This window comes from Methylomonas sp. LL1, assembly GCF_015711015.1.
Lineage (GTDB): Bacteria > Pseudomonadota > Gammaproteobacteria > Methylococcales > Methylomonadaceae > Methylomonas.
On sequence record NZ_CP064653.1, the window covers coordinates 3,823,388 to 3,841,738 of the forward strand.

Here is an 18,351-nt window from a genome sequence, read left to right on the forward strand (position 1 = left end):
GCATTGAGAATAAGTCAATGACTTGGGGTGAAAAGGTCCTTAATAACATGCAATAATGGTTCCTTTTTTAGAGTCGGGCAATAGGGTGACAGGTTTGGGGAGTGATCGGGAGATCCGGGCATTAGCTGCAGCGGTCATACAAACCGAAATGCGGGCGGTTGCCATGCTGGCCGAGCGTATCGACGAACAGTTTGTCGGCGCCTGCCACCTGTTTCTGGCTTGCAAGGGCCGGGTCGTGGTAACCGGCATGGGCAAGTCCGGACATATTGCCGGTAAAATCGCCGCGACCTTGGCCAGTACCGGCACGCCGGCTTTTTTTGTACACCCCGGCGAGGCCAGTCATGGCGATCTAGGTATGATTACCCGGCAGGATGTGGTGTTGGCTTTGTCCAATTCCGGCGAAACCGAAGAAATTTTGACGATTCTGCCTATCATTAAGAGGTTGGGCGTGCCGTTGGTGGCGATGACCGGTAATCCCGATTCGGCCCTGGCCAGATTGGCCACGGTGCATATCAATGTTGCCGTTGAACAGGAAGCTTGCCCGTTGGGGTTGGCGCCGACCTCCAGTACCACGGCGGCATTGGTGATGGGCGATGCTCTGGCCGTGTCATTGTTGCAGACCAAGGGTTTTACCCGTGACGATTTTGCCTTGTCTCATCCGGGTGGCAGCCTGGGTAAACGCTTGTTGTTACAGGTGAATGACATCATGCATCGCGGCCGGGAAGTTCCTAGGGTTGCCGATAGCGTGCTAGTGAGTGAAGCGTTGCTGGAAATGACCGAAAAAAAACTGGGCATGACGGCGGTGATCGATGCCAACAGCCATGTGATAGGGATTTTTACCGACGGCGATTTGCGGCGCATGCTGGAAAAAAATCTGGATGTGCATAAAACACCGGTTGCCAAGGTGATGACGCATCCTTGCACGGTGATCCAAGCCGATATTTTGGCGGCGGAAGCGATGCAGATCATGGAAAGCAAAAAAATCAACGCCCTGCTGGTGGTGGATGAAGATCAGGCTTTGCAAGGTGCGTTGAATATGCACGACTTGCTGCGAGCCGGTATTGTTTGAGGATAGTTTTATGCAGGATTTGACCCAGGACCAATTCGATAAAATCAAACGCTTGAAATTGCTGATTCTCGATGTCGACGGCGTGCTGACCGATGGCCGCTTGTTTTTTGACGATCACGGCAAGGAATACAAGTGCTTTCACGCCCGGGATGGGCACGGCATCAAGTTACTGCGGCAATCCGGAGTTGATGTGGCGGTGATTTCCGGGCGTAAATCCAACTCGGTGGCGATCAGAATGCAAAACCTGGGGGTTGAACATGTTTATCAGGGGCACGAAAACAAACGCGCGGCATTTGCCGAAATCCTGAAAAGTTTGGGCTTGAACGCGGAACAAGTGGCGCATGTCGGAGACGATGTGTTGGATTTGCCTATCATGGTACAGGCCGGTTTCGCGGTAGCGGTTGCCGATGCCCATTTTGCGGTTAAGCGCTATGCCGACTGGTGCACTCAAACGCCGGGAGGGCTGGGCGCCGTGCGTGAAATTTGTGATTTGATCATGCAGGTTCAGGGTAGCTTTGAGCCGATGTTGCAAACCTATTTATGAGTTTTTGGGACAAGTATCAGCTTTATTTCTATGTCGCCCTGGTGGCCTTGCTGACCTGGTGGTTGCAACAGCTGTACGAGGAGCGTGCCGCTGAAATCAAGGTGGCGGAAAATAGCCCGGACTTTTTCAGCTCGGGTTATTACAAAAAAGAAATGGGCTTGGACGGCTTGCCAAGGAGCGAGTTGGCGGCCGATAAGATGCGGCATTACAAGGCCGATGGCTCCACTCATCTGGAACAACCGGTGATGACTTTGTATAACCCCAATGCCGCGCCCTGGGTAATTAAATCCGATAGCGGTATCATGGCCGCCGACGGCGATAACTTGCAATTGAACGGCCAGGCACTGATTACTCGCGAAGCGTCTAAAACCGCTTCGGCCTTGAAAGTGACCACCTCGGATTTGCGGGTCAAGTTGTCCACTAATTACGCCGAGACGGCGGCATGGGCGGATATAGTCAGTCCGCCCAATCAAACATCGGGTACGGGGATGGAAGTCACTTTTGCGAGTCCTATTCACTTGAAATTATTGTCCAAAGTCAAAGGGCGTTATGAAATTAAGTAAAGTTATCGGGTTGGGATTATTGTTGATTATGCGGCCGGTTTTTGCGTTGGATACCGATTCCGAGCAGCCGGTGTATGTTGATTCGGACAATGCGGTTTATGACGAAAAATCCGAGATCAGCACGTATACCGGCAATGTGGTGGCAACGCAGGGTAGTATTAGAATAGATGGCGATAAGCTGGTGGTATATCTGAAGGAGGGTGCTATTACCAAGTTGGTGGCGACCGGAAAACCCTCTAAATTCGAACAGCTGCCGGCGGTGGGTAAGGACAAAATGTATGGCGAGGGCTTGATCAATGAGTTTTATCCGGATAAAAACCTGCTGATTTTCATGAAAAATGCATCGGTCTGGCAAGGCGATGCCAAGCAATCCAGCGAATATATCGAATATGATACGAAAAACTCCTTGCTGAAAGCCGGCGAGCCTAGTTCCGACGGCAAGCGCGTGCATTCGGTCATCAAGCCCAAGCCCAAGGCGGCTCCCTAGCCATGGCGCGTCTGACTGCGGAACAATTGTTTAAGAGTTACAACCGGCGCAATGTGGTCGCCGGCGTCAGCTTGCAAGTCAATACCGGCGAGGTCGTCGGTCTGCTGGGGCCAAACGGCGCAGGCAAGACTACCAGCTTTTATATGTTGGTGGGGCTGGTTAAGGCCGATGCCGGTGACATTTACCTGGATGATCAGCGTATTACTCATCATCCCATGCATAGGCGGGCGCGGTTGGGCATAGGCTACTTGGCTCAGGAGGCCTCGGTATTCCGCAAATTGAGCGTGGCCGATAATTTACGCGCGGTATTGCAGATTCGGGCCGATTTGACCGACGGTCAGATCGAGTTGACTATCGACGAGTTACTGGGCGAGTTCGGCATCAACCATCTGCGCGACCAGCTGGCGCTGGGTTTGTCGGGCGGTGAGCGGCGGCGGGTCGAGATTGCCCGTGCCTTGGCTTCCGAGCCGCAATTCATTTTATTGGATGAGCCGTTTGCCGGAGTCGATCCGATCTCGGTGTTGGAATTGCAAAAGATCATTGCTCACCTGAAGGATAGGGGAATTGGTATTTTGATTACCGAACATAAGGTTCGGGAAACCCTGGAAATATGCGATCGGGCTTACATCCTGAATGGCGGCCAAGTCATCGCGGAAGGGCAGTCCAGGCAATTGGTCGATAATGAGGAAGTCCGCCGCGTGTATCTGGGCGAGACATTTAGTTTATAGAGATCGAGTGGTTATGAAGCAATCCTTACAGCTCCGAATCGGTCAAAGCTTGACCATGACACCGCAGTTGCAACAGGCGATTAAGCTGTTGCAGATGTCGACGTTGGATCTTCAGCAGGAAATCCAGCAGGCGCTGGAATCCAACATGATGCTGGAAGTGGAAGAAGACGATTTACCTACTCTGGAATATCGGGAAAAGAAAAGCGAAAACAACGACCAGGTCACCAGCGAAGGTTCTCAGACCGATATGCCCGACGAACTGCCGGTCGACGTCAGCTGGGATGATGTCTATGAAAGTGCCCTGCCAGCCGGCGGCGATGACTCCGAGGGGCAGGAATTCGAGACCTTTCGCGGCAAGACTCAAACCTTGCAGGATCATTTGATCTGGCAATTGGAATTGACCCATGTCTCGGAACGGGATTATGCGATTGCCGTGGCTATTATCGATGCGATCAACGATGACGGCTATGTCGCCAGCGATTTGAACGATATTTATCAAGGCTTGCTGGAGCAGCTGGATGATCTGGAAATGGACGAAGTGCAGGCGGTTTTGCACATGATCCAAAATTTCGATCCGGTTGGGGTGGCCGCGCTGGATTTGGCCGATTGCCTGCGTTTGCAATTACTGCAATTGCCGGATGATATGCCCTACAAAGCCGATACCTTGGATTTTGTTTGCCGGCATTTGGAATTGCTGGCGACTTGCGATCAGGCTCGCCTGATCAAGCGGGTTGGTTTCAGCGAGGAGCAAATGAAGGGGGTGCTGGCGTTGATTCGCACCCTGGACCCCAAGCCGGGTGCGCGCTTGCAGGAAATGGACGTGGAATATGTGGTGCCGGACGTCTTTGTCAGCAAGGTCAAGGATCAATGGCTGGTTACGCTGAATCCGGAAATAGCGCCCAAGCTGCGCGTCAACCCGTTTTATTCGGGCATGATCAAGCGGGCCGACAATAGTTCGGATAACGTCAGCATGAAAAACCATCTGCAGGAAGCGCGTTGGTTCATCAAGAGCTTGCACAGCCGTAACGACACACTGCTGCGAGTGGCCAAAAGTATCGTCGAAAAACAGGGCGAATTTTTCGAGCATGGTCCTATCGCGATGAAAGCCATGGTACTTAGGGATATTGCCGAAGAACTGAGCCTACACGAATCGACCATCTCCAGGGTTACCACTCAAAAATACATGCATACGCCACAAGGCGTGATCGAATTTAAATATTTCTTCTCCAGTCATGTCAGTACCGACGGAGGAGGCGAGTGCTCGGCCACGGCCATTAGAGCACTGATAAAAGAGTTGGTCGGCAACGAAAATCCGGCCAAGCCATTAAGCGATAGTAAAATATCCGACTTATTGAACGAGAAGGGCATCAACGTGGCGCGTCGCACCATTGCGAAATACCGCGAAGCGATGTCGATTCCTTCGACCAGCCAGCGGAAAAGGCTAATTTAAACTAACGGGAAGCACATTTTTTATAAACAGGAGTATTTCCATGCAAGTCAGTATCACAGGTCATCACGTAGAAGTCACCGAGGCATTAAAAGCGTATGTCGAGGAAAAAATCAGTAAAATCAAACGTCATTTCGACAACGTGGTTGATGTTCATGTCATTTTGACGGTTGAAAAACTGCAGCAAAAAGCCGAAGCGGCCGTGCAAATCAGCGGCGCCAAACTGTATGCCGAAGATGTACAGGAAGATATGTATGCCGCGATCGATTTTATGGTCGATAAACTGGACAGACAAATCGTCAAACATAAAGAAAAATTACAAAACCATCGTTAATTGGGTGCTTAACAGGACAGGGTGAAATTTAGTTTCACCCTGTTTGGTCATTATATGAAACTGGTCATTATTAGCGGTTTATCGGGCTCCGGGAAAAGTATCGCCCTGGATACCTTGGAAGATTGCGGTTACTACTGCGTCGATAATTTGCCGGTTGCGTTGCTGCAGAACTTTATCGATTATGTAATGTTGGAGGATAGGGGAACCTATCAAAAAACCGCCATCGGGATCGATGCCCGAAATCAAACCGAAAAACTGGTCGATTTTCCCGAGAACCTTAAATATATTCGGAGTAAGGGCATTGCCTGTGAAGTGGTCTATATGCAGGCAGAGGAAAGCATTATTCTCAAGCGCTATAGCGAAACCCGCCGCCGCCATCCCTTGACCACCGCCAACAGACCCTTGCGCGAAGCGCTGGAAATTGAGCAGGAAGTGTTGAGGCCGGTAGCCACTCATGCCGATATTGTCATCGATACCAGTTACACCTTGTACCACCAGTTACGCGGTTTGCTGAAAAACCGGCTGGGCGAAAAGGCTAAAAACAATTTATCGCTTTTATTTCAATCCTTTGGTTTCAAGTATGGCATACCTCTGGATGCGGATTTTGTGTTCGATGCCAGGAGCTTACCCAATCCGTATTGGGTGCAGGGGCTACGGGGGCTTAACGGCAAGGACCAGCAAGTGGTTGATTTTCTTCAGCGAGAGGAAATCGTCCAAGAGTTTTTACATGACATAGCCCACTTTGTAGAACGCTGGGCGCCGAGGTTTGAATCGGATAACAGAAGTTATCTGACGATTGCCATTGGATGTACCGGGGGGCAGCATCGTTCGGTTTTCCTGGTTGAATCGCTCACCAAGCATTTTCGAAGCATTATTCCGAATGTGATTGTTAGGCATCGCGAGCTGCGTTAGCGCGGCTCAGAACCTCTCACGGATTATTTTCCCATGACCTCATCAATACAATTAGAAAACAGTAAACAGCTGTTGGACAGGGCCAGCAAAATTCTGGAAAAAGATTCTCGGATCGAAATCAGGGAGCTGGTGCATTCGCTTTATCCGGCCGAAACCGCGCATATTTTGGAGGCGCTGGAGCCGGAGCAACGAGCCAAGATCTGGGCCGTGATTCCACCTAGCGTAATGGGTGAAATTTTGGTGGAAGTCAATGTCGAGGTGGGCAGCGGCTTGCTGAAAATCACCGACAGAAAGGATTTGATTGCTGCTTGTGAAAATTTGGGTTCGGATAACATGGTCGATTTGTTGCATGTGTTGCCGGAACCGTTGTTGTCGCAAGTCATTGAAACCATCGGTACCAATAACCGCAATCGGTTTGAAAAGGCGCAAGGTTACGACGAGCATACGGCGGGCAATTTGATGTCCCAGGATGTGTTGACGGTGCGGGCCGATGTGACGTTGGATGTGGTGGCGCGTTATATGAGATTACGCGGCAAGATACCAGCTTCCACCGATAGCTTGGTTGTGGTCGATCGTAAGGAACAATTTCAGGGCGTTTTGCCATTGAGCCAATTTTTGTCTCATGATCCGCATAAAAAAGTGGCCGATGTGATGGATGCGCGCGGTACCGGCGTGTCTTACCGAATGCATAACCGGGATGTGGCGAAGTTGTTCGAGCAACGCAAATTATTGTCGGTGCCGGTTTTGGCGGACGACGGCAAGGTCATTGGTCGCATTACCATGGACGATGTGGTCGGCGTGATTCGGGAAGAGGCTGATCATTCCTTGATGGGGATGGCCGGTTTGACCGAAGAGCATGATATGTTTTCGCCGGTGATGACTAGTGCCAAGCGCCGTGCCGTGTGGCTGGGAATTAACTTGATGACTGCCTTTCTGGCGGCTTGGGTGATCGATTTATTCGAAGATACTATTCAACAAATCGTGGCTCTGGCGGTTTTGATGCCGATAGTCGCCAGCATGGGCGGTATTGCCGGCAGCCAGACCTTGACTTTAGTGATTCGGGGCTTGGCATTACAGCAAGTTTCGACTAGCAATGCGGTAAGTTTGTTATTCAAGGAAGTCTCTGTCGGCCTGGTCAACGGCTTGATCTGGTCGGTCGTGGTGGCTAGTGTTGCCGGTTTCTGGTTTCACGATATGCATCTGGGCTTGTTGCTGGGCTCGGCGATGATGATTAATCTGGTATGCGCGGCGTTATCCGGGGTAGCGATTCCGGTGGCGCTTGACCGGTTAGGCATTGATCCGGCCTTGGCGGGAGGCGTATTGTTGACCACGGTGACCGACGTCGTCGGTTTTATGGCTTTCTTGGGTTTGGCAACCCTGTTCTTGCTCTAAGTAGCGCTATGCTTTTTCGGGCGGAAAATGATAGTATTTCCTTGCATAAAATAGCCGATTCTATTTAAAACTCTATGTCAACTAGTTCCCCACCCTTGCAAAAAGTCGCTTTAGAGTTTAAAAGCACGTCATTGACAGTTCCGGTTTTGCTGTTGTTCAGTAATGATCTGGGGTTGATCCGGCAACAATTGCAAGAAAAGACCTCGCAGGCACCGGAGTTTTTTAAGCATTCACCGTTACTGATCGATTTACAAAAGTTGAATAGCCAGGAGTTAGCGCTTGAACTGCGCGACATCGTGTCACTGGTGCGTGAACAAGAGTTCATGCCTATCGGCATACGCGGCGGATCGGAAAAACAAAATCATGATGCCTTGGCGATGAATTTGCCGGTTCATTCGATGCATGGCGGCAATTCGCCGATTAGCACCAAGCCCGCCACGAAAACATTGGCCGTGCCTGAGGTGGAAGTCAAACAGCCGCCTTCCGGCCAAGCCTTGGAAAATAAATTGATTACGCAACCGGTTCGTTCCGGGCAGCGGGTATATGCCAAGGGCGACTTAATCGTGACCGCCACGGTCAGTGCCGGTGCCGAAATCATGGCCGAAGGCAATATTCACGTATACGGTACGCTGCGGGGGCGCGCGTTGGCCGGGGTACTCGGCAATGTCGATAGCCGGATTTTTTGTTCGGACCTTCAGGCCGAATTGATTTCCATCGCCGGCATTTATCAACTCAGCGATGATTTGACTAAGGCGGTTGCCCACAAACCGGTACAAATTAGCCTGGATAATCAGGCGCTCATTATTAAAGATATTTAAGCTTCTCTCGGAGGAATAACATTGGCCAGAATAATCGTCGTGACGTCAGGAAAAGGTGGCGTGGGCAAGACCACAACCAGTGCGGCTATCGCAATGGGGCTGGCTAAGAGAGGTCATAAAACCGCCGTCATCGATTTTGACGTGGGCTTGCGTAATCTTGATTTGATCATGGGTTGCGAGCGCCGGGTGGTCTATGATTTGGTGAACGTCATCAATAACGAGGCGACCCTGAATCAGGCGCTGATTAAAGATAAACGCTGCGATCAGCTGTTTATCCTGCCCGCTTCGCAAACCCGCGATAAAGACGCCTTGACCACGGAAGGGGTTGGGAAAATCCTGGAAGAACTGTCGAAAGATTTTAAATACATTGTGTGCGATTCCCCCGCGGGAATCGAACGTGGTGCTACACTTGCGATGTACTTTGCCGATGATGCGTTCGTGGTGACTAACCCCGAAGTGTCTTCGGTTCGGGATTCGGATCGGATGCTGGGTATATTGGCCAGTAAATCTCGCCGAGCCGAAAAGGGCGAGGAACCGATCAAGGAATATTTATTATTGACCCGTTATTCTCCGGATAGGGTCAAGCTGGGGGAAATGTTGAGCGTCGACGATGTTCAGGAAATTTTGTCCCTGCATTTGTTGGGCGTTATTCCGGAATCGAAATCGGTATTGAATGCATCAAACTCGGGTACCCCGGTGATCCTCGATGAACAAAGCGACGCGGGCCAAGCGTATGCCGACATCGTGGCCCGCTATCTGGGGGAGGCAAAACCCCATCGTTTTATTGAGGAAGAGAAGAAAGGCTTGTTAAGCAAGTTGTTCGGGAGTAAGTGATGAGTCTCTTGGATTATTTCAGGTCATCGAAGCCCAACACCGCATCGCTGGCAAAAGAGCGATTACAAATTCTGGTTGCCCATGAGCGTTCGTCTCGCAATCAGCCTTCGTATTTGCCCCAATTACAGCAGGAGCTGCTGGCGGTCATTCGTAAATACGTCAACGTCGGACAGGATGCCATTACTGTTAATTTTGAACAGGATGGCAATCAGGAAACCTTGGAGTTAAACATTGTGTTACCCGATGAGCGTTAAAGGTTTTCAGTTACAATGAAAGGGCAATTTGTTGTGCCAACCTAGTTGGAAAATGGTTTTTTTGCTGAAGTGTGAGGTGTTGAAATGAGAGATGTAATTGGCGATGCAGCTGGAAAAATCTGGCATTATCTGGATGCAAATGGTGAGTCCAGTGTAACTAAAATCACGACCGAGACCGGCTTGGGAAAAAACGAAGTCCAGCGCGCTATCGGTTGGTTATTGAAAGAAGATAAACTGAATATCGAAATAATCGGACGCGCGGAAACCCTCTCCTTGAAATAAGTTGCCCGCAGCCGTAACCCTGCCTTAAGTCAGGCCTAAGCAGAACTGATCAAACTAGTGGCTTAATGCCTGATTTGATTCGTGCTGTGTTTAGGCTTGGTTTATAGCAGGGTTTTTTTTGGGCGGTTTTATCCGCCAAAATTGTTGCCAGTCTGAATCTTGTTTAACGCAGGAAAGCGTACAGATTGCCTTGTGATGTGTTTATAAAACGAATCCGTTCCGATGGATTTTTAATTCCTATCTCTTCATAGTTTGGAGTTTCTTGCTCGAAATGAAAGCCAAAATAGCTACTTTCTTTACCCTAGTATTTCTGGTCGCCGTCAACGTGGCGATCTGGACATATGTCAATAACCCCTTGCAGCTACCTTCTTGGAGCAGCACCATGATGGGGGTGACGTATAACGCTACGCGGCGAGACTTCAAACCCGAAAAGAAAAACTATCCGACCCGCGAGCAGGTTCAAGAAGACTTGGAACTGTTGGCCGATAAAGTACATTCGATAAGAACCTACACCTCGTTGGAAGGCATGGAAGTCGTGCCGGAGCTGGCGGCGCAAAACGGGATGCACCTGGCGATGGGAGCCTGGATAGACATCGTCGAGGACAATGCTAGCGAAGAAGATAAGCTAAAGATCGAGGAAAAAAACCGTCAAGAAGTCGAAAGCTTGGTCAACCTGACTAACCAATATCCTAAAACCATTGTTCGCACGCTGGTGGGCAACGAATCCTTGTTGAGAACCCGTCAGAAACAGGCAGGCCCCATCGCCGAGCAAATCAGGGAACAGTACAAGGATCAACTGAGCGAACAGGAAATAGACGAAAAGATTAAGGCGGAAATAAAAGTCAAGGTTGCGGAAAAAGCCAACCAGTTAATTGAATACATCAGGGAAGTCAAAAAACGTACCTGGAAGCCGGTAAGCACCTCGGAAACCTGGGATATTTGGGTGGACAATCCTGCCCTGGTTGCCGAGGTTGACTATATTGGTGTGCATATCCTGCCCTATTGGGAGGGGGTGCCGGTGGATAAGGCGCGCGGCGCGGAAGGATATGCGGCGGTTGATTACGTATTCAAACGCTATTACGAGTTGCAACAGCTCTATCCGAATAAACCGATTGTAATAACCGAAACCGGTTGGCCTTCCGATGGTCCACCGCAAAAAACCGCGACGGCCTCGCTGATTAACGAAGCCAAGTTTTTGCGGGCCTTCCTGAATCGGGCTACTGCGGAAAATATCATTTATTACGTGATCGAAGCCTTCGACCAGCCTTGGAAAATCGAGATCGAGGGTACCGCCGGTGCCTACTGGGGCTTGTTTAATGCGGACCGCCTGGCTAAATTCCCGATGGAAGGCGAGGTGGTGGCCAATCCGATGTGGCGTAACTTTGCCACCGGCGCGGCGATACTCAGCGCCATTTTGATGATTGCGTTCTTGTTTACCCGTAAGAGCCTGAAACTGCCGGGCAAATTGCTGTTTGGTATTATGGCCAACTTGGCGGCCTCGGTGTTGTTCTGGTCGGCATCAATTGCCGCAGCACAATATCAAACCAGCTTTTCGATTGTGTTCTGGGCCATTTTGCTGATGATGCAAGCCATGGCAATTCTGGTGTTGTTGACCGAAAGCCTGGAGTTGGCCGAAGTCTTGTGGCATAGGAAAGGCCGCCGTACCTTCACACCGCTGACACCCTCGCCGGAATTTAAATATCCCAAGGTCTCCATCCATTTGCCGATTCATAACGAGCCGCCGGAAATGGTGCGCAAGACTTTGAACGCCCTGGCAAAAGTCGATTATCCCAACTATGAAGTGTTGGTGATGGATAACAATACCAAGGATCCCGCCGTTTGGCAGCCGGTGCTGGAAGACTGCGACCGATTGGGCGAAAAATTCCGTTTCTTCCATTTGGACAATTGGCCCGGTTTCAAGGCGGGTGCCATCAACTACGCCCTGACCAATACCGCCGAAGATGCCGAAATCATCGCGGTGATCGACAGCGATTACATCCTGTCGCCGGATTGGTTGAAGTGCATGGTGCCGTATTTCGATCAGGAAAATGTCGGCTTCGTGCAATCGCCGCAAGACTACCGGGATTCCCATCAAGGCGCATTCAAGGACATGTGTTATTGGGAATATGCCGGATTCTTTAATATTGGCATGGTGCAACGTAACGAGTTTAATGCCATCATCCAGCATGGCACCATGACCATGGTGCGTAAGTCAGCCTTCGAAAAAGTCGGAGCCTGGGGCGAATGGTGTATTTGCGAGGATAGCGAGCTGGGCTTGCGCCTGTATGAAGCCGGTTACGATTCGGTTTACTGCAAGGAATCGTTCGGACGCGGCCTGATGCCGGATACGTTCTCCGGTTACATGACCCAACGCTTCCGCTGGGTTTACGGTGCGATGCAAATCATCAAGAAGCACTGGCGGCACTTTTTGCCCAACAAAAAGTCCGCGCTCACCTCGGCCCAGCGCTATTACTTCGTGGCGGGCTGGTTGCCGTGGTTTTCCGATGCGTTGGCATTGTTGTTTACCGGAGCCAGCTTGGTGTTGACGACTATGCTGGTCCTCAATCCGTACCATAGCGAGCTACCGATCAATGCATTCCTGCTGCCTACCATAGGCTTGTTTGTGTTTAAAGTCTTGCGCGGGCTGTGGTTGTACAAGGCGCGCGTGGCCTGTTCGTTGTTCCAATCCCTGGGGGCGGCATTGGCGGGTTTATCGCTGACGCATACCGTGGCGCGCGGTACGCTGCAAGGCCTGTTTACATCCGGCAAACCGTTCATGCGCACCCCTAAATACGAAGCGCAGGGCCCATTGATCGCCGGTTTGTTGGTGATTTGGCAGGAGCTGTTGCTGTTGAGTTTATTGGTGGCGGGCATCGTCGCGATGCGGATGGAGCCTCAGTTCGACAATACCAGCGGCCGCCTGTGGGTTGCCGTGTTGGCGGTGCAAGCGGTGCCTTACGTGGCCACCTTCTTGACTATTCTGATTAGCGTGGCGCCCAATTACATTCCGGGTAAAAAACTGGCCGCCGAAGAAATGGACGTCGACAAGTAAATCGAGCTTGTAACAACCAAAAGGCCCGTATCGAGCATTGCTCGATACGGGCCTTTTTTCTTTGCGGGGAATAGCGCTTTAATCGCCAATCAGCTTGAGTTCCGCTTCGCGATATTTATCGGCGCATTTTTGCGAGACTTCGTCCGGCAACTTAGGTCCGGGCGCGGTTTTGTTCCAGTCCAGGGTTTCCAGATAATCGCGCAAATACTGTTTATCGAAGCTGGGGGGGCTGATGCCGACTCGATATTGCTCCACCGGCCAGAAACGGGAGGAGTCCGGTGTCAACGCTTCATCGATCAAATACAGCGTGCCGTCGTCATCCAAGCCGAATTCGAACTTGGTGTCGGCAATGATGATGCCGCGTTGGCGGGCGTAGTCGGCGGCGGCACTGTATAGTTGAATACTGACATCGCGGACTTTTTCGGCGATATCTTGGCCCATCAATTTCACCGTATCGGCGAAGCTGATGTTTTCATCATGAACGCCGATTTCGGCCTTGCTGGATGGAGTATAGATCGGCTCGGGTAGTTGCTGAGCTTGTTGCAAGCCGGTCGGCAGTTGAATGCCGCACACCGCGCCGCTGGCCAGATAATCCTTCCAGCCGGAACCAATCAGATAGCCGCGGACGATGGCTTCAACCGGTAGCGGTTTTAAACGCTTGACGATGATTGCCCGCCCTTCCACTTGTTGGCGCAATTGCGGGTCGGGGATCACCTGCTCCAGGCTCAGATCGTGCGCCAGATGGTTGGGGATGATGTCCCGCATTTTTTCAAACCAAAAATTGGAAACCCTGGTCAAGACGCGGCCCTTGCCGGGGATCGGATCGGGCATGATGACGTCAAAAGCGGACATTCGGTCGCTGGTGACGATCAGTAAATGCCGGTCGTCGATTTCATACATATCGCGGACTTTACCGCGTCCGAGCAGTTTCAGGTTGGGAAGGGAGGATTCGTAAAGCGCGGCTGGAGCATTCATAATGCGAGAGGGCGGTCAGTTAAAAATGGCTCGATTTTAGCATTAATCCGGCCGGCAGCAGGTAGGGCGAGATTTTGCGGCAATACCGAATTTGAAGGTTTAGCTTGATCCAGGGGCCGTACAAGTTTCTCGATGAGCGCCGCAAACGTGTTCTGGAGCTTGCTGTCGATAGTTGCCATTGCTGAATTGAACTAAGTTTTTCGATTCACAAGGAATCGATATTATTTTCCTATTCGGCCATATCATGGGATAAACTTCAACATTTACAATAAAAAAGGTTGCCGACGCAGCCCAATTCTTAATTTTTTTCATGGCTTGATTTGAGGAGCAACATGATTATCAAACCTCGTGTACGCGGTTTTATGTGCGTTACCACCCATCCGGTCGGCTGCGAAGCCAATGTCAAACAGCAGATCGAGTATGTCAAAGCTTGCGGCGCTATCGCGGGCGGCCCCAAAAACGTGCTGATTTTGGGCGCTTCCACCGGCTACGGACTGGCTTCGCGCATCGTTTCCGCTTTCGGCGCCGGCGCCAAAACCCTGGGTGTGTTCTTTGAGCGCGAAGGTACGGCCGATAAACCGGGTACGCCTGGCTGGTACAATTCGGCGGCGTTTCATAAATTCGCCGAAGCCGAAGGCTTGTACGCCAAAAGCATCAACGGCGACGCCTTTTCCGACGACATCAAACAAAAAACCATAGCCGCCATCAAGCAGGACATGGGTAAAGTCGATCTGGTGATTTACAGTCTGGCCGCGCCGCGCCGCACTCACCCCAAAACCGGCGTTACCCACAACTCGACGCTGAAACCGATAGGCAAGGATTTGGTGCAAAACGGCATTGACACCGATAAGGAAGTGATTAAATCGTTTACCTTGCCGGCTGCAACGCAGGAAGAAATCGATAACACCGTGGCGGTAATGGGCGGCGAAGACTGGCAAATGTGGATAGACGCCTTGGCCGAAGCCGGCGTGCTGGCGGAAGGCGCCAAAACCACCGCTTTTACCTATCTGGGCGAAAAAGTCACCTGGGACATCTATTGGGACGGCACCATAGGGGCGGCCAAGAAAGACTTGGACAAGCGCGTCATCGATATCCGCGCCAAATTGGCGGCACTGGGCGGCGATGCCCGCGTGTCGGTATTGAAAGCCGTGGTCACCCAAGCCAGCGCGGCGATTCCGGTAATGCCGTTGTATTTGGCATTGCTGTTCAAAGTCATGAAGGAACAGGGCAGCCACGAAGGCTGCATCGAACAAGTCAACGGCTTGTTCCGCGACAGCCTGTACGGAGCCAGCCCGATACTGGACGACGAAGGCCGCCTGCGCGCCGATTTAAAAGAACTGCAACCGCAAGTGCAGGACAAGGTCAATGCATTGTGGCAACAGGTCAACAATGACAATATCAACGCCTTGACCGATTTCGCCGGTTATAAACACGAGTTTATGAAGTTGTTCGGCTTTGAGGTGGACGGGGTCGATTACGAGGCCGACGTCAATCCGGAAGCACCGATAAGCAATCTGGCATAAGGCCTTTATGCCGCATAGGGTTGTATCGCCACTACCCTATGCGGAGATTGGCGAATGGGTGACTTCGACTCCGCTCAGTCAACGGCAAATTGCTTGGATTGGGTATAGTTATTGTCATAAATCGCCTTAGCAATATTCGGACGGTCGCCATGGCACCAGTATTGAAAAATTGGCAAGTTTTCTAACCATCTAATGATGTCCCGCACTTTGGCTATTCCAAAAATTCGCGCCATGCTCCTGCTGCTGTTGGGTTTTTCGCAAACCGCGTGCGATATTTCCCAACTCAATAATCCCTATCCGAAGGCCGATAGCGAGCAGACCATCCTCTACTCGTCGTTTGCCGAACGGCCCAAGCATTTGGACCCCGCCGTTGCCTACAGCAGCGATGAATACGGTTTTATCGGCCAGATTTACGAACCGCCGCTGCAATATCATTATTTAAAACGCCCCTATCAATTGCAGCCGCTGACGGCGGCCGATATGCCCAGGGTGCGCTATCTGGATGCCCAAGGCAATCCGTTAGCGGACAATGCCGGCGAGCGGGATATTGTTTACAGCGAGTATCTGATAACCATCAAGTCCGGCATCCGTTATCAGCCGCATCCGGCATTTAGCCGTAATGATCAAGGGCGGTTTTTGTATCACACGCTAAACGATCAGCAATTGGCCTCCAGCAGCACGATAAAAGATTTCCCGATACAGCAAAGCCGTGAGTTGCTGGCCGAGGATTATGTGTATCAGATCAAACGCCTGGCCTATCCGAAAATCCAGTCGCCTATCGCCGAACTGATGGCGGGCTATATCGACGGCTTTGCCGAGTTCGCTCAACAGACCCGCAAAATCGATATTGCCGAGCTTAAAAACCAATCCATGAGCGGTGTGCAGGCCGTCAACGATCATCAGTATCGGATACGCATCAAAGGCAAATACCCGCAATTTCAATATTGGCTGGCGATGCCGTTTTTCGCGCCGATGCCGTGGGAAGCCGATGCCTTTTATGCCCAGCCGGAGTTGAAAAAGCAAAACATCACATTGGACTGGTTTCCGGTAGGCACCGGGCCGTATTGGCTGGAGGAGAACAATCCCAATCGGCGCATGGTGCTGGCCAAAAACCCCAATTATCACCCGGATTTTTATCCGGTCGAAGGTGAGCCAGGCGACCGTGAAGCCGGTTGGCTGGACGATGCCGGCCAGCCTCTGCCGTTCGTCGACAAGGTAGTTTACACGCTGGAAAAAGAAACTATTCCTTACTGGGCCAAGTTTTTGCAAGGTTACTACGATGCTTCCGGTATTGCCTCCGACAGTTTCGACCAAGCCGTGCAGTTTTCCGGCAGCGGCGATCCGCAACTGACGCCTATTATGCGGGATAAACAGATTCAACTGCAGACCTTGGTGGCGACTTCGGTGTTTTACATGGGCTTTAACATGTTGGATCCAGTAATTGGCGGCGGTTCGGATGCAAACCGCAAATTGCGTCAAGCCATTTCCATCGCGGTCGATTATGAAGAATATATTGCCATTTTCGCCAACGGCCGGGGTGTCGCCGCCCAAGGCGCGTTGCCGCCGGGCATATTCGGCCATCAAGACGGCGAAGACGGCATCAATCCCGTGGTGTATCAATGGCAAAACGGCAAACCGCAGCGCAAAGCTATCGAAAAAGCCAAACAATTAATGTCCGAGGCCGGCTATCCCAACGGCATCGATCCCAAAACCGGCGAAGCTTTGCTGCTCTATTTCGATACCACCGCCGTCGGCACCGACGACAGAGCCTTGATGAACTGGTATCGCAAGCAGTTCGAAAAGCTGGGCATACAACTGGTGATACGCGGCACCGATTACAACCGTTTTCAGGAAAAAATGCGCACCGGAGCCGCGCAGATTTTCGTCTGGGGTTGGAATGCCGATTATCCCGATCCGGAGAATTTTTTCTTTCTGCTTTATGGCCCCAATTCCAAGGTCAAGCAGGGCGGGGAAAACGCCGGCAATTACGCCAATCCGGAATTCGACCGCCTGTTCGAGCAAATGCGCAACATGGACAACGGCCCGGAGCGCCAGATCATCATTGATCGCATGCAGACGATATTGCGCCAGGATGCTCCGTGGTTGTTCGGTTATTACCCCAAGGATTTCGCCTTGTTGCACAGCTGGTATAAAAACCTGAAACCGGCGCGGATGATCAGCAACCGCTTGAAATACAGCCGAATCGATACCGGGTTGCGCGAGCAAAAGCGCCGGGAATGGAACCAGGCTGAGTTTTGGCCGTTATTGGTGTTGATAGCGCTATTGGGGGTTGCGATCTATCCAGCGGTTAAGGCTTATCGGCGACAACAACAAGAGAGGTGATGTCTAGCGTTTTAGGCTCAGTTGATTTTGTTTTACTTTTATGGAATCACTCCTCACAATGGCTACGGCGACACAGTTGTGTAAGCCTCCATTTTTCAAAATAAAGGAACTTATTTCATGAAATTGTTTACGAACAAAATAGTAAGGCTATTAGGTATATCGTGGATTGCGGTACTCAGTGTGGGTAAAGCTGATGCCGTCATCGTAGTCGGTGGCGGTGTCGATCTGATCGACACTAAACACTATGTCATCAACTCTGAACAGAGTAGTGTTTCTTTTACTTCCGGTACATTAGTTTTTCCTGATGATGGTTCGTCGGCTATTCAAACTTATGACTTGGCGGGTAGTTTTGACGCAGAGATGAAACGTTATTGGTGGGATTACTATCTTGACGGCGATACCGACGGTAGCCAAGGCACTTTTACCTATTCGACTAATTGGCTTGAGTTGGTGAAGCCATCACTGATTGCGGACGGGTTATCTTCCGAGTTTAGATTTCCAAATTTCCCTAGCTTTATGAATACGGCTACAGAGTTTTTTGGTAGCAATAATCCATGTGCATTGCCTTTAGGGCCGGATACTTTTTGTTCCGGTAGTTCTTTCGGTGAATCTTCGCTGACTGGACAGTTACAAGGGACCAAAATTTTAATTAACGGCACGCAGCCTGACGTCTTTTTCTCTTTTGGCGGTGGCTACACGTATCATATCGAAGCTGCTGTTGTGCCGGTGCCTGCAGCCTTTTGGTTGTTTTTTTCCGGCCTGAGCATGTTGGTTGTTCGTCGTCGATAGATAGG

The 18,351-nt window shown here is 51.0% G+C and carries 19 protein-coding genes; 17 read left to right on the plus strand and 2 right to left on the minus strand.

Features of this window, described 5'->3' with window-relative positions; genetic code table 11:
* Window positions 1–55 precede the first annotated feature (55 nt).
* From IVG45_RS17860 to IVG45_RS17925, 14 genes are all read left to right on the plus strand, one after another.
* Entirely contained in the window at window positions 56–1,069 is a 1,014-nt protein-coding gene (locus IVG45_RS17860; protein ID WP_330165370.1) for a KpsF/GutQ family sugar-phosphate isomerase, read from the plus strand.
* 10 nt (window positions 1,070–1,079) lie between these two features.
* The gene (kdsC, locus tag IVG45_RS17865) at window positions 1,080–1,613 is read left to right on the plus strand and encodes a 3-deoxy-manno-octulosonate-8-phosphatase KdsC (protein WP_196435135.1); all 534 of its coding nucleotides are present in this window, start codon (window positions 1,080–1,082) and stop codon (window positions 1,611–1,613) included.
* Window positions 1,610–2,176, plus strand: a complete 567-nt coding sequence (gene lptC / locus IVG45_RS17870; protein ID WP_196435136.1) for an LPS export ABC transporter periplasmic protein LptC — start codon at window positions 1,610–1,612, stop codon at window positions 2,174–2,176. The genes kdsC and lptC overlap by 4 nt, the downstream gene beginning before the upstream one ends.
* A complete protein-coding gene (gene lptA / locus IVG45_RS17875; RefSeq protein ID WP_196435137.1) occupies window positions 2,163–2,663 on the plus strand; it encodes a lipopolysaccharide transport periplasmic protein LptA in 501 nt (166 codons plus the stop codon). Before lptC ends, lptA begins: the two co-directional genes overlap by 14 nt.
* Before the next feature lie 2 nt (window positions 2,664–2,665).
* On the plus strand, window positions 2,666–3,391 hold the full coding sequence (gene lptB, locus IVG45_RS17880; RefSeq protein ID WP_196435138.1) for an LPS export ABC transporter ATP-binding protein: 726 nt from the start codon (window positions 2,666–2,668) through the stop codon (window positions 3,389–3,391).
* Window positions 3,392–3,404: 13 nt separating this feature from the next.
* A complete protein-coding gene (locus tag IVG45_RS17885) occupies window positions 3,405–4,841 on the plus strand; it encodes an RNA polymerase factor sigma-54 (RefSeq protein WP_196435139.1) in 1,437 nt (478 codons plus the stop codon).
* A gap of 40 nt (window positions 4,842–4,881) precedes the next feature.
* Window positions 4,882–5,172: a ribosome hibernation-promoting factor, HPF/YfiA family gene (hpf, locus tag IVG45_RS17890; protein WP_196435140.1), complete on the plus strand. Its 291-nt coding sequence runs from the start codon at window positions 4,882–4,884 to the stop codon at window positions 5,170–5,172.
* Window positions 5,173–5,226: 54 nt separating this feature from the next.
* Window positions 5,227–6,084 (plus strand): RNase adapter RapZ, encoded by an 858-nt coding sequence (gene rapZ, locus IVG45_RS17895; RefSeq protein WP_196435141.1) that lies wholly within the window; start codon window positions 5,227–5,229, stop codon window positions 6,082–6,084.
* 33 nt (window positions 6,085–6,117) lie between these two features.
* Window positions 6,118–7,476, plus strand: coding sequence for a magnesium transporter (gene mgtE, locus IVG45_RS17900; RefSeq protein ID WP_196435142.1), 1,359 nt, complete (start codon window positions 6,118–6,120; stop codon window positions 7,474–7,476).
* A gap of 74 nt (window positions 7,477–7,550) precedes the next feature.
* Window positions 7,551–8,294, plus strand: a complete 744-nt coding sequence (gene minC, locus IVG45_RS17905; protein WP_196435143.1) for a septum site-determining protein MinC — start codon at window positions 7,551–7,553, stop codon at window positions 8,292–8,294.
* 21 nt (window positions 8,295–8,315) lie between these two features.
* On the plus strand, window positions 8,316–9,128 hold the full coding sequence (gene minD / locus IVG45_RS17910) for a septum site-determining protein MinD (protein ID WP_196435144.1): 813 nt from the start codon (window positions 8,316–8,318) through the stop codon (window positions 9,126–9,128).
* Window positions 9,128–9,382 carry a cell division topological specificity factor MinE gene (minE, locus tag IVG45_RS17915; RefSeq protein WP_196435145.1) on the plus strand — a complete coding sequence of 85 codons (255 nt, stop codon included), beginning with the start codon at window positions 9,128–9,130 and terminating at the stop codon, window positions 9,380–9,382. Before minD ends, minE begins: the two co-directional genes overlap by 1 nt.
* An 84-nt stretch (window positions 9,383–9,466) precedes the next feature.
* Entirely contained in the window at window positions 9,467–9,664 is a 198-nt protein-coding gene (locus IVG45_RS17920; RefSeq protein ID WP_196435146.1) for a winged helix-turn-helix domain-containing protein, read from the plus strand.
* A 271-nt stretch (window positions 9,665–9,935) separates the two neighbouring features.
* On the plus strand, window positions 9,936–12,716 hold the full coding sequence (locus IVG45_RS17925) for a glycosyltransferase (protein ID WP_196435147.1): 2,781 nt from the start codon (window positions 9,936–9,938) through the stop codon (window positions 12,714–12,716).
* Window positions 12,717–12,794: 78 nt separating this feature from the next.
* Here IVG45_RS17925 and IVG45_RS17930 read toward each other — a convergent pair whose 3' ends face one another.
* Together IVG45_RS17930 and IVG45_RS17935 are read right to left on the minus strand one after the other, a co-directional pair.
* A complete protein-coding gene (locus IVG45_RS17930; RefSeq protein ID WP_196435148.1) occupies window positions 12,795–13,691 on the minus strand; it encodes a phosphoribosylaminoimidazolesuccinocarboxamide synthase in 897 nt (298 codons plus the stop codon).
* Window positions 13,688–13,870, minus strand: coding sequence for a hypothetical protein (locus tag IVG45_RS17935; protein ID WP_196435149.1), 183 nt, complete (start codon window positions 13,868–13,870; stop codon window positions 13,688–13,690). Before IVG45_RS17935 ends, IVG45_RS17930 begins: the two co-directional genes overlap by 4 nt.
* Window positions 13,871–14,023: 153 nt before the next feature.
* Between IVG45_RS17935 and fabV the strand changes: the two genes are divergently transcribed.
* From fabV to IVG45_RS17950, 3 genes are all read left to right on the plus strand, one after another.
* Window positions 14,024–15,214: an enoyl-ACP reductase FabV gene (fabV, locus tag IVG45_RS17940; protein WP_196435150.1), complete on the plus strand. Its 1,191-nt coding sequence runs from the start codon at window positions 14,024–14,026 to the stop codon at window positions 15,212–15,214.
* A 195-nt stretch (window positions 15,215–15,409) separates the two neighbouring features.
* Complete coding sequence (locus IVG45_RS17945; protein WP_196438075.1) at window positions 15,410–17,557, plus strand: ABC transporter substrate-binding protein; 2,148 nt, start codon at window positions 15,410–15,412, stop codon at window positions 17,555–17,557.
* Window positions 17,558–17,674: 117 nt separating this feature from the next.
* Complete coding sequence (locus IVG45_RS17950) at window positions 17,675–18,346, plus strand: hypothetical protein (RefSeq protein WP_196435151.1); 672 nt, start codon at window positions 17,675–17,677, stop codon at window positions 18,344–18,346.
* Window positions 18,347–18,351 lie beyond the last annotated feature (5 nt).

What these genes read in the sequence shown, in the direction of transcription:
- IVG45_RS17860 (WP_330165370.1), top strand. Translation starts at nt 56, where the DNA reads ATGGTTCCTTTTTTAGAGTCGGGCAATAGGGTGACAGGTTTGGGGAGT.
- kdsC (WP_196435135.1), top strand. Translation starts at nt 1,080, where the DNA reads ATGCAGGATTTGACCCAGGACCAATTCGATAAAATCAAACGCTTGAAA.
- lptC (WP_196435136.1), top strand. Translation starts at nt 1,610, where the DNA reads ATGAGTTTTTGGGACAAGTATCAGCTTTATTTCTATGTCGCCCTGGTG.
- lptA (WP_196435137.1), top strand. Translation starts at nt 2,163, where the DNA reads ATGAAATTAAGTAAAGTTATCGGGTTGGGATTATTGTTGATTATGCGG.
- lptB (WP_196435138.1), top strand. Translation starts at nt 2,666, where the DNA reads ATGGCGCGTCTGACTGCGGAACAATTGTTTAAGAGTTACAACCGGCGC.
- IVG45_RS17885 (WP_196435139.1), top strand. Translation starts at nt 3,405, where the DNA reads ATGAAGCAATCCTTACAGCTCCGAATCGGTCAAAGCTTGACCATGACA.
- hpf (WP_196435140.1), top strand. Translation starts at nt 4,882, where the DNA reads ATGCAAGTCAGTATCACAGGTCATCACGTAGAAGTCACCGAGGCATTA.
- rapZ (WP_196435141.1), top strand. Translation starts at nt 5,227, where the DNA reads ATGAAACTGGTCATTATTAGCGGTTTATCGGGCTCCGGGAAAAGTATC.
- mgtE (WP_196435142.1), top strand. Translation starts at nt 6,118, where the DNA reads ATGACCTCATCAATACAATTAGAAAACAGTAAACAGCTGTTGGACAGG.
- minC (WP_196435143.1), top strand. Translation starts at nt 7,551, where the DNA reads ATGTCAACTAGTTCCCCACCCTTGCAAAAAGTCGCTTTAGAGTTTAAA.
- minE (WP_196435145.1), top strand. Translation starts at nt 9,128, where the DNA reads ATGAGTCTCTTGGATTATTTCAGGTCATCGAAGCCCAACACCGCATCG.
- IVG45_RS17920 (WP_196435146.1), top strand. Translation starts at nt 9,467, where the DNA reads ATGAGAGATGTAATTGGCGATGCAGCTGGAAAAATCTGGCATTATCTG.
- IVG45_RS17925 (WP_196435147.1), top strand. Translation starts at nt 9,936, where the DNA reads ATGAAAGCCAAAATAGCTACTTTCTTTACCCTAGTATTTCTGGTCGCC.
- IVG45_RS17930 (WP_196435148.1), bottom strand. Translation starts at nt 13,691, where the DNA reads ATGAATGCTCCAGCCGCGCTTTACGAATCCTCCCTTCCCAACCTGAAA.
- IVG45_RS17935 (WP_196435149.1), bottom strand. Translation starts at nt 13,870, where the DNA reads ATGGCAACTATCGACAGCAAGCTCCAGAACACGTTTGCGGCGCTCATC.
- fabV (WP_196435150.1), top strand. Translation starts at nt 14,024, where the DNA reads ATGATTATCAAACCTCGTGTACGCGGTTTTATGTGCGTTACCACCCAT.
- IVG45_RS17945 (WP_196438075.1), top strand. Translation starts at nt 15,410, where the DNA reads ATGTCCCGCACTTTGGCTATTCCAAAAATTCGCGCCATGCTCCTGCTG.
- IVG45_RS17950 (WP_196435151.1), top strand. Translation starts at nt 17,675, where the DNA reads ATGAAATTGTTTACGAACAAAATAGTAAGGCTATTAGGTATATCGTGG.